This is a genomic window from Pseudomonas sp. LF-5, from assembly GCF_037626295.1.
Classification (GTDB): Bacteria; Pseudomonadota; Gammaproteobacteria; order Pseudomonadales; family Pseudomonadaceae; genus Aquipseudomonas; species Aquipseudomonas monsensis.
Genome location: NZ_JARKMT010000007.1, coordinates 68,469 through 81,755, shown reverse-complemented (window position 1 = coordinate 81,755; position 13,287 = coordinate 68,469). Strand labels below are relative to the sequence as shown.

Genomic DNA, 13,287 nt, shown 5'->3' with positions numbered 1-13,287 from the left:
AGCAGCGGCGAGTTTCAAGCGGCAAGCAAAAGTGTTTTTTTACTTGTCGCTTGAAACTTGCCGCTCGAAGCTGCTTTTCAGCCCTTGCCTTTGGTGCGGGTCATGTTCGGCCCGCCGTTCTTCTCAAGGTGCTCGATGATGATCCCCGCCACGTTCTTGCCCGTGGTGGTCTCGATCCCTTCCAGTCCAGGCGAGGAGTTCACCTCCATCACCAGCGGCCCGTGATTGGAACGCAGAATATCCACACCCGCCACCGCCAGGCCCATGACCTTGGCTGCACGCAAGGCGGTCATGCGTTCTTCCGGAGTGATCTTGATCAGGCTGGCGCTGCCGCCGCGATGCAGGTTGGAGCGGAATTCCCCCGGCTTGGCCTGACGCTTCATGGCCGCGATCACCTTGTCGCCGACCACGAAGCAGCGGATGTCCGCACCGCCGGCTTCCTTGATGTATTCCTGGACCATGATGTTCTGCTTCAGGCCCATGAATGCTTCGATCACCGACTCCGCCGCCGTCGCGGTTTCGCACAGCACCACGCCGATGCCCTGGGTGCCTTCCAGCACCTTGATCACCAGTGGCGCGCCGTTGACCATGTCGATCAGGTCGGGAATGTCATCCGGCGAGTGAGCAAACCCGGTGACCGGCAAGCCGATGCCTCGCCGTGACAGCAGTTGCAGCGAGCGCAGTTTGTCCCGCGAACGGGCGATGGCCACCGACTCGTTCAGCGGGAACACGCCCATCATTTCGAACTGGCGCAACACCGCACAACCATAAAACGTCACCGACGCCCCGATCCGCGGAATCACCGCATCGAAGCCTTCCAGCGGTTTGCCGCGATAGTGGATCTGCGGCTTGTGACTGGCGATGTTCATATAGGCGCGCAAGGTGTCGATCACGACCATTTCATGCCCGCGCTCGGTTCCGGCTTCGACCAGACGGCGGGTGGAATACAGACGCGGGTTCCGCGACAGCACAGCGATCTTCATGCAACACCTGTGGAGGAGGTAGATACCGGGAACACCGGCTTGTCTTGTACATATTTGATGCCCGGATTGACCACCAGCTGGCCATCGATCAGGGCTTTGGAACCGAGCAACAGGCGATAGCGCATGGACTTGCGGCAGGCGAGGGTGAACTCGACCGGCCAGACCCGATCGCCCAAGGCCAGGGTGGTGCTGATCACGTAGCGCACCTGGGCATGGCCATTGGAGCTTTTAATGGTTTTGCGCGTGACCAGCGGTGCTTCGCAACGCCGGTGACGCAACTGCACCACCGTGCCGAGGTGCGCGGTGAAGCGCACCCACTTCTCGCCGTCGCGTTCGAACGGTTCGATGTCTGTGGCGTGCAGGCTGGAGGTGCTGGCACCGGTGTCGATTTTTGCGCGCAGGCCCGCAACTCCCAGATCCGGGAGCGCCACCCACTCGCGCAGACCGACAACGGTCAAATGGTCAAATGTCTTCAATGGAAAAAACCAACAATTAACGCGTCCACGCCTCAGGTGATACCTGGGCCAACGCTTTGAATGCAGGCTTGGCGAACCAGAACCCCTGCATCAGAAATATTCCGCAATCCGCCAGGAAGTCCCGCTCGCCGGCGCGCTCTATGCCTTCGGCAATGACTGTAACGTCCAACTCCGCACAGATTGTGACAATCCCCCGAACGATAGCCTGACGGACACGGTCTTGATCGACATCGCGAATCAGCGCCATGTCGAGTTTGATCAGATCCGGTTGAAAATCAGCCAGCAGATTCAGCCCCGAAAAACCGGCACCGAAATCGTCGATGGCCGTCTTGAAGCCGAATTCGCGGTATTCACGCAGAATATTGGTCAAATGGCGATAGTTATCTACGTGCTCGCTTTCCAGGGTTTCGAAAATCAGCCGGTCGATCGGGAAATTGTGTTTCTTTGCCGCTTCCAGCGTGCTGCGTATGCATGACTCTGGACGATAGACGGCGTTGGGCATGAAGTTGATCGACAAGTGTGTCTGCATATTAAGACTGGCCGCACCTTCGATGGCGCGGGTCCGGCAGAGCTGATCGAAACGGTAACGGTTGTCTTCTGTAACTTGATCTAACACCGTCAACGCGCCTTCACCGGCCGTCCCTCGGACCAGCGCCTCGTGGGCGAAGACCGTCTGTTCGCGCAGGTCCACGATGGGCTGATAGGCAAAGGCAAAATCGAAGCCCAGCGGCTCGCTGTGCCGGCAACCCTGGCAACCCGCTTTGGGCGAGGTCAACGAAGACGGGAGTCTGGTCACTTGATCACTCCATGCCGGTCAACCGGCCAGGATCTCAGTTTATCTGGAGGGCTGGGTTCTTGCGCCCGACAGAATCGGTAGTACAGTTCCGACTACTGGCTGAACGAGGAATTCATATGGCGCAAAAACAGGAAGAGGACGACAAGGTTCGTCTCGATAAATGGCTGTGGGCCGCGCGGTTTTACAAAACCCGTGCCTTGGCCAAAGCGGCGATCGAGAGTGGCAAGGTGCATTGTCGGGGCGAGCGGTGCAAACCGGGCAAGGAGCCGCGAATCGGCGATGAGTTCGAGATCCGCACCGGGTTCGAAGTGCGCACGGTTCGGGTCGAAGCGTTGTCGATCGTGCGTCGTGGCGCGCCGGAAGCGCAGACGCTGTACGCAGAGACCGAGGCGAGTAGTGCCAAGCGCGAAGCCGCGGCGGCGATGCGCAAGGCCGGTTCTCTGGGTGTGAGCACCGACGGCAAGCCGAGCAAGAAGCAGCGGCGGGACCTGTTTAAATTTCGTGGGAACAGTAACGACGCATGATTGTGGCGAGGGAGCAAGCTTCCTCCCTCGCCCAAGGCAGTGCGCAAAACTGTCAGTTTGCTGCGGATACCACACTCATCCGCGAAACCATCGGCAACTTGCCCAGCAGCGCGAAGATCGGCGCTGTCACCTTCAGCCAGAAATTCGACGCGTGCCAGGCAAACGGCGTGTAATAACCCCAGCCCAATGCCCACACCGCCAGCAGTAAACCGCCGATGTAATCGTCCTGGCCCCAATGCGCGCCCGCTACCAGGCGTGGCAGCATGAACAACAGCGCCAGGCCCCAGATGGTCAGGAACTGGCCAACCGTACGACTGAACACGCCCATGAACAGGGCCCAGATCAACAGTACCGAAGCATGGTCACCGGGAAAGCTCTGGCTCGAACGGTCCTTCAGCTCCCAGGTTTTTTCCATATGCGGGAAGTAGTCGCTGATGTGCACTGCGCCTTCAAGCACCATCGACGGGCTGCTGTGCTGCCAGTCCATGTGGTCGGCAAACTTGGAAAACAGCGCGCGGATGAGCACCATCAGCAGCAGGATCGAGAAAAAACCAAAGAACGCGCGACGCACATCAATCGCCTTGAATACCCAGTCACCCTTGATCAACAACGTCAGCAGAATGATCCCGACGACGATGTCAAACGGGCGCAGGCTTGCAATTGCCCAGATGTGGAGCCATATCGGGTTGCTGGCCAGCGGTGCATTGAGCGAGCGGAACAGCCACTCGTCGAAAATCACACACAGCATCTGGCCCGTAGGCCATAACCAGAAAGCCAGTAGTGCCAATGGCACCACGTTACACAGAACCAGCCGGCCGAGGTTCCACCTTGATTGGAACAAACCCGGATTGTTCATAAAATGCCTCCCATGGCTAAGCATCGGCACCAAAAAAAGTGCCAAGAAACGAAATTTTCACGTTTTGTAACCATTTTGTCATCACATTCAGATACCCAGACCTATGACCGACCTACCGGATACCGATTACACCCAACGCTTCATCTTCGATGACAGCGACACGCGCGGCGAACTGGTTGCGCTGGAACGCAGCTACGCCGAAGTCCTCGCCAAGCACCCGTACCCGGAGCCGGTGGCGCAGCTGCTTGGCGAATTGATGGCGGCCGCCTCGTTGCTGGTGGGCACCCTGAAATTCGACGGCTTGCTGATTTTGCAGGCGCGTTCCGAAGGGCCGATTCCGCTGCTGATGATCGAATGCTCCAGCGAGCGCGAGATCCGTGGCTTGGCGCGTTACAACGCCGAGCAGATCGCGCCGGACGCCACCCTTGCCGACCTGATGCCGGGCGGCGACCTGACCCTGACCGTCGACCCGACGATCGGCCAGCGTTACCAAGGCATCGTCGACCTTGACGGCGACAACCTGTCTGAGTGCTTCACCAATTATTTCGTCATGTCGCAACAGGTCGGCACGCGCTTCAAGCTGTTCGCCGACGGCCGTCGTGCGCGCGGGATGCTGCTGCAACAGCTGCCGGCCGACCGTCTGAAAGACGAAGAAGAGCGCGCCGCCAGCTGGCAGCACATCACCGCACTGGCGAGCACGCTGACCGCCGATGAATTGTTGAGCCTGGACAACGAAACCGTGTTGCATCGCCTCTACCATGAAGAGCAGGTGCGCCTGTTCGATGTGCAGAAACTGCGCTTCCGTTGCACCTGCTCACGCGAGCGTTCGGGCAACGCGCTGGTCAGTCTGGGTCTTGAGGATGCGCAGCAGTTGGTTCAAGAGAACGGCGGCAATATCGAGATCGATTGCCAGTTCTGCAATCAGCAGTACCTGTTCGACGCAGCCGATATCGCTCAATTGTTCGCTGGCGCAGGCGTCGACACGCCGTCAGATACCCGGCACTAAAACGGTTCAGCGCAGGTAAATTCACTGCGTAACGACGGAATTTCGCCGTTACGACGGGAGGACCCTACTCTTTTTGGGCTTTTCTGGCATAATCCGGCCCACTTTTTTCGCGGTAGTAGTGCACGACTTTCTACTACAAAACGTTTGGAGCACACTCGGCCACTGGCCGACGGGGAACCTCATGACGCAAGCCAATAACGCCGTGTACACCGATCTGAGTGTTGATGATCTGGTTAAAGAAGCCCTGAACCGCGGTGAGGGCGAGCTTGCCGATACCGGCGCTCTGGTTGTTCGCACTGGTCACCGCACCGGTCGTTCGCCGGTTGACCGTTTCATCGTTGAAGAGCCTTCCACCCAGGCCGCTATCGCCTGGGGCCCGATCAACCGCAAGTTCCCGGCCGACAAGTTCGACGCGCTGTGGGCTCGCGTAGAAGCATTCAACAACGCGCAAGAGCATTTCGTTTCCCACGTGCATGTAGGCGCGGCCGAAGATCACTACCTGGCCGTGAAAATGACCACTCAGACTGCCTGGCAGAACCTGTTCGGTCGTTGCCTGTTCATCAACCCGGCGCAGTACAACCCGGCCGGTCGTGAAGAGTGGCAAGTGCTCAACGTGGCCAACTTCGAGTGCGTGCCTGAGCGTGACGGCACCAACTCCGACGGTTGCGTGATCCTCAACTTCGCACAGAAGAAAGTGCTGATCGCCGGCATGCGTTACGCCGGTGAGATGAAGAAAGCCATGTTCTCCGTGCAGAACTTCCTGCTGCCGGCCGCTGACGTGCTGCCAATGCACTGCGCTGCCAACATCGGCGAAGAAGGCGACGTGACCCTGTTCTTCGGTCTGTCGGGCACCGGTAAAACCACCCTGTCGGCCGACGAAAGCCGTTACCTGATCGGTGACGACGAACACGGTTGGGGCGAAGGCGTTGTCTTCAACATCGAAGGCGGCTGCTATGCCAAGTGCATCGACCTGTCCGAGAAGAACGAGCCGGTCATCTGGAAAGCCATCAAGCACGGCGCTGTGCTGGAAAACGTTGTTATCGACGACGCCAAGCACGCCGACTACGCCGATGTCAGCCTGACCCAGAACAGCCGCGCGGCCTACCCGCTGGAGCACGTTGCCAAGCGTTCCGAGAAGAACCTGGGCGGCGAGCCAAACGCTGTGATCTTCCTGACCTGCGACCTGACCGGCGTCCTGCCGCCAGTGTCGATCCTCAACGAAGAACAAGCGGCCTACCACTTCCTGTCCGGCTACACCGCTCTGGTGGGCTCGACTGAAATGGGTTCGGGCAGCGGCATCAAGTCGACCTTCTCCACCTGCTTCGGCGCGCCGTTCTTCCCGCGTCCGGCTGGCGAATACGCCGAGCTGCTGATCAAACGTATCCGCGGCTTCGGCTCCAAGGTCTACCTGGTCAACACCGGCTGGACCGGCGGTGGCTACGGCGTCGGCAAACGCTTCAACATCCCGACCACCCGCGCAGTGATCGCCGCGATCCAGAGCGGCGCACTGATCGGTGCAGCCACCGAGCACCTGGACACCATCAACCTCGACGTGCCACTGGCCGTACCGGGCGTTGAAACCAACCTGCTCAACCCACGCAACACCTGGGCTGACAAGGCTGCGTACGACGAGGCTGCCAAAGCACTGGCCGGTCTGTTCATCGAGAACTTCAAGAAGTTCGAAGTGAGCGACGCGATCAAGGCTGCCGGTCCTAAGTTGTAAGATCGGTTTGCAGCGATGAGAAAGCCGCCTCTTGGGGCGGCTTTTTTGTGGGCGAGTGGAAAGTGCTCACAGGTGGACTGCCATTATTCCCGCAGAATTCGAGCTGAACAGCCAGAATAAAGCCACTTGAGTGGCGGGGCATTCTCAGTACCCCCAGCTTTCACGGCCCATTGCTGCCGGGCCTGGATTATTCGCAGCATTTCTACGCATCGGTCTTTGATCGCGTGGACGATGCTGTAGTCGGAGGCCGCAGCCATTCCTCGTGTTACTTCGATTCTGCCTCTTCTGTACAGGGGCGGTCGTTGGCGGCGAATTTCCCTTTGATTCGAACAACTCGTCGAGATCAGTTGCTGCTTCAGGGGGGAGCCTGACTAATGACTGTTATCAGGCCGGAGCCTTCCAGTTGAGCATTTGCTGTTGCGCAACCTGCAGCAGGTCACAGCCATCCTGCGTCAGCAGATATAGAGCGTGGGTGATGTGCGGGATGTCTTCGACATCGGCCTGTTTGAAGTTGAGGCAGTAGAGGGTGCGTAGCAGGTCGCTTGAAGCACGCAGGCGCTGCACGGCGCATTCGAGGATGTCTTGTGGATTGGCGGCTGTGTCGATGACCAGAGGCTTGGTGTCGGTGAGGTTGGATTCGAGCGGACGGAAGCGATCGGTCGTGAATTGATTCCATGTTTTCAATGTTCTTGATCCTCAAATGAAGGTGTCCCAAACAAAGCCGCCATAAAACTGCAGGCAATTGAATACCGGCGACATACAGCGGACGCTTATGCACGTTCCATTCGAGTGACCAGGCCCGAGCCGCTGATTTGGCAGCGACCGTCACGACTATAGGTATGAGCAACCCTGGTGCGAAAGGCGACATAGCGTTGTGTTTTGCAGGAACCGGATGAAGCGTTGACAGGCTTTTCACCGTTGCTTCGCCTGATATTTGAACAGGCTCGCTCAGGTCGGCCGATCGGTAGCTTCAGCCTCTGTGACCACTATAGAAGGGCGCCCTAGAGCGAAACAAGACGGCCAAAATGGACAGGTTTCGTAGGGGTTTTTCCGAGGTTTGGGCATTTGCCCTACGCATTTTCATGGGGTTCTCAATGCAAAACCCTTAGGCGAGAATTTTCCTACGGTTTTCTCAGGCACTTCGCCAAAAAGCGCTGTAAGGTGCGCGCCAGAATCTGTAGGACATTTCCAAACGTCCGATACGCGCTTAAAGGGAATTAGGTATGCAGTGGCTACGAGTGGCCTCGATCGTATGGCTGTGGGTCAGTGGTTTTCACTTGGTGATTGCCGCTGAGTTGGGCAATTCTCCAGTGTCGAGTCAGCTGGATCGAACCGGTTGGCCGGATGCCCTCACCAGTCAGGCGAATGTCGACACAGCCTCGCGTGCCGAAGTGCTGATGTTCGGCAAGGCGTTGCTGGCCAGCGAGGCTCTGGACGAGTCAGGGCTCAAGCAGCGGCTGGGTGTGGCGCAGGTGCAGCTCAAATCGATCAGACGGGTGCGCGACGGCTTGTGGGATCGCTTGCTGAGTACCTATCGCACTGCCAGCCTCGATTGCGACGAGCAAGTGTTTTGTCCAAGGGTGCGCAGCGTCGCGGACTTGCGGCAACTGGCGGCAGCGTTCACCGGCGATATCAGCCCTGCCCATACACTGTGGGTGAGCAACAGTCAGCGTGTGCATGAGCAGATCCTGAACGAGCAGTTGCGTGTGGCGGTGTTGCGGCCCTGACTCAATCAGCCCAGGGACGCGCCATCCTTTGCCACGAAAATGGCGAGTTCCGGAGTGTCACCGGGAAACGGCATGCATCCGCTCAGCAACAGCGACGCGATGAAGAGGGCGAGGGGCAATTTCAGTGTGTTCGACATGGTCATTCCTTTGTGAGGTTGCGTACATATCGCCGTCCTGGCGTTATGTGGAGAGTGAAGCGGGCACGTTAGCGCGGTGCCGGAAAACACCGCGATAAACAAATCGGGCCGTTTGTTTCAGTCTGTGACCGGGCGTCCGGGGCTGTATCATTCCGTATTGGTTTGCCCCCCGACCTTTTCTCGACTCGCTGCGATCGCCCGCTAGGCTGTTGGCATGGCAGCGGTCAAAGGAGTGACAGCGAATGCACAACACCCTGGAACAGGTTTTCGGTTATCCACAGTTTCGACCCGGTCAGGAGCAGGCCATCAGCGCTGTATTGGCCGGGCGCTCGGCGGCGGCGATTTTCCCCACCGGCTCGGGCAAATCCCTGTGTTATCAAGTGTCGGCAGTGCTGCTGCCGCATCTGACGCTGGTGGTTTCACCGTTGCTGGCGCTGATGCAGGATCAACTGGCGTTCCTGCAACGCCACGGCATCCCGGCAGGCAGCATCGATTCGGCACAGAGCCGCGACGACGCCAATGACGTCATGGCTCGTGCTCGCTCCGGTGAGCTGAAGATTCTGATGGTCTCGGTCGAGCGCCTGAAAAACGAGCGATTTCGCAACTTCCTGCAGCAGGTGCCGATCTCGTTGCTGGTGGTGGACGAGGCGCACTGCATCTCGGAATGGGGCCACAATTTCCGTCCCGACTACCTCAAGCTGCCGGACTATCAGCGCCAGTTCAACATTCCCCAAGCCCTGCTGCTGACGGCCACCGCTACGCCGAAAGTCATCGCCGACATGCAGGCCAGATTCGCCATTGCCGCCGAGGACGTGGTGACCACCGGTTTCTATCGGCCCAATCTCAACCTGCTGGTGGAACCGGTGCGCGCTCAGGACAAGCGCCGGCGCCTGGTGGAATGGATGACCGAGCGGCAGGGGCAGCCGGGCATCGTTTACGTCACCCTGCAGAAAACCGCCGAGCACGTCGCCGAACACCTTGTACGAAATGGCATACAGGCCGAGGCCTATCACGCCGGGTTGCCCAATGATCAGCGTGAAGCCATCCAGAAACGCTTCATGGCCGGGCAGTCCAATTGCATTGTCGCGACCATTGCGTTCGGCATGGGCATCGACAAGAGCGACATCCGCCAGGTGGTGCATTTCGACTTGCCCAAATCCATCGAAAACTACAGCCAGGAAATCGGTCGGGCAGGGCGCGACGGGCAGCCCTCGGATTGTCTGGTGCTGGCCAATCGCGACAGCCTCAACGTGCTGGAAAACTTCGTTTACGGCGACACGCCGGAGCGTGACGGTATTCGGTATGTGCTCGATGAATTGCACGCATCGGTGCCTGAGGGGCAATGGGAATTTCTGCTCGGACCGCTGGCGGATCAGAGCAACATCCGCGCGTTGCCGCTCAAGACTTTGCTGGTGCAGCTGGAGCTGCGCGGGTTGATCGCTCCGCGCTACGCCTATTACGCCGAGTACCGTTTCAAATACCTGCTGGAGCCTGAGGCATTGCTCGAGCGCTTCGAGGGCGAGCGCAGGGACTTTGTCGCGGCGATCATCCACACCTCAAACCGTGCACGTACCTGGGCGACCGTGAATTTCGAGGCAATGTACACGCAGTATTCCGCTGAGCGCAGTCGGGTGGTGAAGGCCCTGGATTACTTTCAGGAAAAGGGCTGGATCGAACTTGAAAGCAAGCAGATGACCGAGGTCTACAGCGTGCTGCAGAGTGACTTCGACAGCGCTGTTTTGAGCGGTGAGCTGCATGCTTACTTCACTCGCCACGAACAAGCCGAAGTGGCGCGGATACACGCGATGCTTGAACTGTTCTCGACCGAGCGTTGCCTGGGGCATCGCCTGGCCGAGTACTTCGGTGATCACCAGGCGCCCGAGCGGTGCGGGCATTGCTCAGTGTGTCATGGCCACATCGCGCGTCTGCCGGCACCACCGCAGTTGCCGTCGCTTGTGGATAAAAGTTTCCCGGCGCTGTGCGGTGATTTTATCCACAAGCATGAACAGCATGCAGGCAGTGTTCCGACGGCGGAGCGGCTGACACGGTTTCTGTGCGGGATCAGTGTGCCGCTGTTTACCAGGCTCAAGGCGCGGACGATCTCCGGGTATGCGGCGCTCGAGGAATATCCCTACGCCGACGTGCGCCGCTGGGTTGAGGAACACCTCTGATCGTTGTGTAGGCGCTGGCGCGAGTGGGGTTTATCCATCCGCTGAATGTCGATCATCACGGTAATAAACTTCAAAAAGCTTGATTGGCTGACTATGGTGAAGGCTGTCTTCGGATCGCCAACAAGAGAACAACATGAGCCAGACATCCTTCGATATTCAGCAGGCTGCCGTGATCGGCGCGGGCACTATGGGGCGCGGCATTGTCATGTGCCTGGCTAATGCCGGCGTTGCAGTGCAATGGGTGGATAACAATCCACAGATGCTTGAGCAGGCACTGGCCGCAGTAGCCGACACTTACGCACACAACGTGCGGCAGGGGCGGATTGATCAGGCTGAAGCCGATGCACGCCTCGCCCGGGTCAGTGCAGCGGCGGATTACGCGGCGATCCGTAATGTCGATCTGGTGATTGAAGCGGTGTACGAGAACCTTGAGCTCAAGCAGAAGATCTTTCGCGAACTCGATGGCTTGTTGAAACCCAAAGCATTGTTGGCGAGCAATACCTCGGCGCTGGATATCGACGCGATTGCCGAGGTAACCCGACGCCCGGCTCAGGTGCTGGGCCTGCACTTTTTCAGTCCGGCACACATCATGAAATTGCTGGAGATCGTGCGAGGTGCGCAGACTTCGCCGACGGTCCTGGAGGCCGCACTGGCCCTGGGCAAGCGCATGGGCAAGGTCAGTGTGGTGTCGGGCAACTGCCACGGCTTTATCGGCAATCGCATGCTGCATCCGTATGTGCTGGAGGCACGCAAGATGCTCCTCGAAGGCGCTTATCCACAGCAGGTGGATGCGGCGTTGCAGGGTTTCGGTTTTGCCATGGGGCCGTTCCGCATGTACGACGTGGTCGGCATCGATCTGGAGTGGCGTGCCCGCGAGTTGGCCGGCGAAGGCCAGGATGCGCCAGAGGTTCAGGTGGATAACCGCTTGTGCGAGCTGGGCCGGTTTGGACAGAAGTCCGGCAACGGTTACTACCACTACGAGCCGGGCAGTCGTCAGGCCGAGCATGATCCTGAGGTCGATGCGTTGGTGTTGCAGGTCAGCGAAGGGTTGGGCTTCCAGCGCCGCGAGATCGGCCCGGAGGAGATCCTGGAGCGCAGTCTTCTGGCATTGGTCAACGAGGGTGCAAAGATTTTGCAGGAAGGCATCGCCCAATCGGCACACGACATTGATTTGGTGTACCTGAACGGCTACGGCTTCCCGGCAGACAAGGGCGGCCCGATGGCCTGGGCGGATCAGCAGGGGCTGGCGGACATTCATCAGCGCTTGCTGGCGCTGGAGACGCGTCAGGGCGATCAGTGGAAACCGGCGCGGTTGATTGGCGAGTTGGCCGCGCAGGGCAAGGGGTTTGCTCAAGCTTAGTGTTACGGCGAAAATCGGTCCCCCTCACCCCAGCCCTCTCCCCCAAGGGGTGCGAGGGTGAAGGGAGCCGATCTGCGTGGGTTTCAGCATTCGAGTTCGACTCGACAGTTCAGGTCGGTGTATTTCGAGAAAACACCTCGGTCAGTCCCCTCTCCCTCTGGGAGAGGGCTAGGGTGAGGGCAAGCGGCCTCACTGAAAAAACAGGAGAGTCAGCCCAACCATGTCCACCCCTCAACGCACCGACTACCCACACTTCCAGCCCATCACCACACGCTGGCACGACAACGACGCTTACGGTCACGTCAACAACGTGACCTACTACAGCTTCTTCGACACAGCCGTGAATACCTACCTGATTCAGGTCGGTGGCCTGGATATTCATGATGGCGAGGTGGTGGGGTTTGTGGTCAGTTCGGCGTGTGATTACTTTGCCTCGATCGCGTTTCCCGATCTGATCGAAGTCGGTCTGCGAGTCGGCAAGCTGGGCAACAGTTCGGTGCAATACGAGCTGGCGGTGTTCAAGGTCGGCGAAATCGAGGCCTGCGCGGCCGGGCGCTTCGTGCATGTGTTCGTCGACCGTTCGAGCAACCAGCCTGTGCCGATTCCCGCTGAACTGCGGCAGGCACTGGAATACCTGGTGGTGTAAACGGCAAAAAAAAATCGCAGCCCTCGGGCTGCGATTTTTGTTCAAGCATTCGCCTTAACGGTGGCGATAGTACTTGTGATGCTTGCGGTGGCCGTAGGCATGGCCGCGACCACGGTGGTCGTCACGATAGTAGCGACGATCATCATGGCGACGGTCGTAACGACGATCGTCGTCATCGCTCTTGTTGCCCATGTAGTTGCCCAGCGCGCCACCGGCGCCGCCACCTGCTGCGGCGCCGATCAGGCTGCCGGTGGTGCCGCCCATGCTGCGGCCGACCACGTTACCGCCGGCCGCGCCCAACGCACCGCCAATGGCGGCTTCGCCACGGCTGCGTTTGTCGGCGCCGACCGCACTGCCACCCGCGCCGCCCAAGGCTGCGCCAATGGTTGAACCTGTGCTGCCGCCTAAAGACTGACCGACGACCGAGCCAAGAACCCCGCCCAATGCGCCGCCCACACCTGCTTCGGTGGTGCCTCCGGCAGAAGCGAAGCCACTGACCAGGCCAAGGGACAACAAGAGAATCGAGGAGAACTTCATAGAGGAGCCTCAAAGGGATGACGGCGCCGATCCTGAGGCTGTGTAACAAGGCTGACAATCGAAATCCGACGAATAACACGACTTGTATACAATTATGCAAGTTACTGTTTTGTATGCGGAACTTAAGCGATTTTTGCCGGTCTTTAGCTACTTCGGACAGGCCGCTTTTGTGAAAAAGCGGCCTTTTTTGTGGGCGTTTGAAAAGTGCACAGTACAAAGAATTGCATTGAATCGACGACCACTATCGCGAGCAGGCTCACTCCTGCGGTGACCGAGTTCCTAGAGATAGAACACGTTCAACTGTAGGAGTGAGCCTGCTCGCGATAGCAATGGTGCTGACCCCGC

General features: G+C 58.9%; 14 protein-coding genes. 7 read left to right on the top strand and 7 right to left on the bottom strand.

Going from position 1 to position 13,287, the window contains the following annotated elements; translation table 11 throughout:
- Nucleotides 1–77 precede the first annotated feature (77 nt).
- Genes rimK through rimA form a run of 3 tightly spaced genes read right to left on the bottom strand, consistent with a single transcriptional unit; the run spans nucleotide 78 to nucleotide 2,255 of the window.
- Nucleotides 78–983, bottom strand: a complete 906-nt coding sequence (rimK, locus tag PseuLF5_RS19875) for a 30S ribosomal protein S6--L-glutamate ligase (protein ID WP_007949201.1) — start codon at nucleotides 981–983, stop codon at nucleotides 78–80.
- A complete protein-coding gene (gene rimB / locus PseuLF5_RS19870) occupies nucleotides 980–1,459 on the bottom strand; it encodes a retropepsin-like aspartic endopeptidase RimB (RefSeq protein ID WP_007917936.1) in 480 nt (159 codons plus the stop codon). The genes rimK and rimB overlap by 4 nt, the downstream gene beginning before the upstream one ends.
- Nucleotides 1,460–1,475: 16 nt before the next feature.
- Nucleotides 1,476–2,255 carry a S6 modification regulatory phosphodiesterase RimA gene (gene rimA / locus PseuLF5_RS19865; protein WP_123470553.1) on the bottom strand — a complete coding sequence of 260 codons (780 nt, stop codon included), beginning with the start codon at nucleotides 2,253–2,255 and terminating at the stop codon, nucleotides 1,476–1,478.
- Between the two features lie 116 nt (nucleotides 2,256–2,371).
- On the opposite strand from rimA, the gene PseuLF5_RS19860 reads away from it, so the two are divergent.
- On the top strand, nucleotides 2,372–2,779 hold the full coding sequence (locus PseuLF5_RS19860) for an RNA-binding S4 domain-containing protein (RefSeq protein ID WP_123470555.1): 408 nt from the start codon (nucleotides 2,372–2,374) through the stop codon (nucleotides 2,777–2,779).
- 52 nt (nucleotides 2,780–2,831) lie between these two features.
- Here PseuLF5_RS19860 and PseuLF5_RS19855 read toward each other — a convergent pair whose 3' ends face one another.
- Nucleotides 2,832–3,635 carry a phosphatase PAP2 family protein gene (locus PseuLF5_RS19855; RefSeq protein ID WP_340134455.1) on the bottom strand — a complete coding sequence of 268 codons (804 nt, stop codon included), beginning with the start codon at nucleotides 3,633–3,635 and terminating at the stop codon, nucleotides 2,832–2,834.
- Between the two features lie 103 nt (nucleotides 3,636–3,738).
- Here PseuLF5_RS19855 and hslO point away from each other — a divergent pair, with 103 nt between their 5' ends.
- Together hslO and PseuLF5_RS19845 are read left to right on the top strand one after the other, a co-directional pair.
- Nucleotides 3,739–4,641, top strand: coding sequence for an Hsp33 family molecular chaperone HslO (hslO, locus tag PseuLF5_RS19850; protein ID WP_123470558.1), 903 nt, complete (start codon nucleotides 3,739–3,741; stop codon nucleotides 4,639–4,641).
- 181 nt (nucleotides 4,642–4,822) lie between these two features.
- On the top strand, nucleotides 4,823–6,364 hold the full coding sequence (locus PseuLF5_RS19845) for a phosphoenolpyruvate carboxykinase (protein ID WP_025110978.1): 1,542 nt from the start codon (nucleotides 4,823–4,825) through the stop codon (nucleotides 6,362–6,364).
- 384 nt (nucleotides 6,365–6,748) lie between these two features.
- On the opposite strand, the gene PseuLF5_RS19840 is transcribed toward PseuLF5_RS19845, so the two are convergent.
- Entirely contained in the window at nucleotides 6,749–7,048 is a 300-nt protein-coding gene (locus PseuLF5_RS19840; protein WP_123470560.1) for a hypothetical protein, read from the bottom strand.
- Nucleotides 7,049–7,587: 539 nt separating this feature from the next.
- Between PseuLF5_RS19840 and PseuLF5_RS19835 the strand changes: the two genes are divergently transcribed.
- Nucleotides 7,588–8,091, top strand: a complete 504-nt coding sequence (locus PseuLF5_RS19835) for a polysaccharide deacetylase (RefSeq protein ID WP_322375370.1) — start codon at nucleotides 7,588–7,590, stop codon at nucleotides 8,089–8,091.
- 5 nt (nucleotides 8,092–8,096) lie between these two features.
- Here the strand turns inward: PseuLF5_RS19835 and PseuLF5_RS19830 are convergent, their stop codons facing one another.
- The gene (locus tag PseuLF5_RS19830; protein ID WP_256591295.1) at nucleotides 8,097–8,228 is read right to left on the bottom strand and encodes a hypothetical protein; all 132 of its coding nucleotides are present in this window, start codon (nucleotides 8,226–8,228) and stop codon (nucleotides 8,097–8,099) included.
- Nucleotides 8,229–8,470: 242 nt separating this feature from the next.
- On the opposite strand from PseuLF5_RS19830, the gene PseuLF5_RS19825 reads away from it, so the two are divergent.
- The 3 genes from PseuLF5_RS19825 to PseuLF5_RS19815 all read left to right on the top strand — a co-directional run bounded on the left by PseuLF5_RS19825 (nucleotide 8,471) and on the right by PseuLF5_RS19815 (nucleotide 12,405).
- Nucleotides 8,471–10,399, top strand: a complete 1,929-nt coding sequence (locus PseuLF5_RS19825; protein WP_340134450.1) for a RecQ family ATP-dependent DNA helicase — start codon at nucleotides 8,471–8,473, stop codon at nucleotides 10,397–10,399.
- Between the two features lie 133 nt (nucleotides 10,400–10,532).
- Nucleotides 10,533–11,759 (top strand): 3-hydroxyacyl-CoA dehydrogenase, encoded by a 1,227-nt coding sequence (locus tag PseuLF5_RS19820; protein ID WP_340134448.1) that lies wholly within the window; start codon nucleotides 10,533–10,535, stop codon nucleotides 11,757–11,759.
- Between the two features lie 220 nt (nucleotides 11,760–11,979).
- Nucleotides 11,980–12,405: an acyl-CoA thioesterase gene (locus tag PseuLF5_RS19815; RefSeq protein WP_340134446.1), complete on the top strand. Its 426-nt coding sequence runs from the start codon at nucleotides 11,980–11,982 to the stop codon at nucleotides 12,403–12,405.
- Nucleotides 12,406–12,459: 54 nt separating this feature from the next.
- On the opposite strand, the gene PseuLF5_RS19810 is transcribed toward PseuLF5_RS19815, so the two are convergent.
- On the bottom strand, nucleotides 12,460–12,942 hold the full coding sequence (locus PseuLF5_RS19810) for a YMGG-like glycine zipper-containing protein (RefSeq protein WP_007952660.1): 483 nt from the start codon (nucleotides 12,940–12,942) through the stop codon (nucleotides 12,460–12,462).
- Nucleotides 12,943–13,287: the final 345 nt, after the last annotated feature.

Coding starts and splice junctions, on each gene's coding strand:
- PseuLF5_RS19825 (WP_340134450.1), top strand. CDS start 8,471: ATGCACAACACCCTGGAACAGGTTTTCGGTTATCCACAGTTTCGACCC.
- rimK (WP_007949201.1), bottom strand. CDS start 983: ATGAAGATCGCTGTGCTGTCGCGGAACCCGCGTCTGTATTCCACCCGC.
- PseuLF5_RS19860 (WP_123470555.1), top strand. CDS start 2,372: ATGGCGCAAAAACAGGAAGAGGACGACAAGGTTCGTCTCGATAAATGG.
- PseuLF5_RS19835 (WP_322375370.1), top strand. CDS start 7,588: ATGCAGTGGCTACGAGTGGCCTCGATCGTATGGCTGTGGGTCAGTGGT.
- PseuLF5_RS19855 (WP_340134455.1), bottom strand. CDS start 3,635: ATGAACAATCCGGGTTTGTTCCAATCAAGGTGGAACCTCGGCCGGCTG.
- PseuLF5_RS19845 (WP_025110978.1), top strand. CDS start 4,823: ATGACGCAAGCCAATAACGCCGTGTACACCGATCTGAGTGTTGATGAT.
- PseuLF5_RS19815 (WP_340134446.1), top strand. CDS start 11,980: ATGTCCACCCCTCAACGCACCGACTACCCACACTTCCAGCCCATCACC.
- PseuLF5_RS19830 (WP_256591295.1), bottom strand. CDS start 8,228: ATGTCGAACACACTGAAATTGCCCCTCGCCCTCTTCATCGCGTCGCTG.
- hslO (WP_123470558.1), top strand. CDS start 3,739: ATGACCGACCTACCGGATACCGATTACACCCAACGCTTCATCTTCGAT.
- PseuLF5_RS19810 (WP_007952660.1), bottom strand. CDS start 12,942: ATGAAGTTCTCCTCGATTCTCTTGTTGTCCCTTGGCCTGGTCAGTGGC.
- PseuLF5_RS19820 (WP_340134448.1), top strand. CDS start 10,533: ATGAGCCAGACATCCTTCGATATTCAGCAGGCTGCCGTGATCGGCGCG.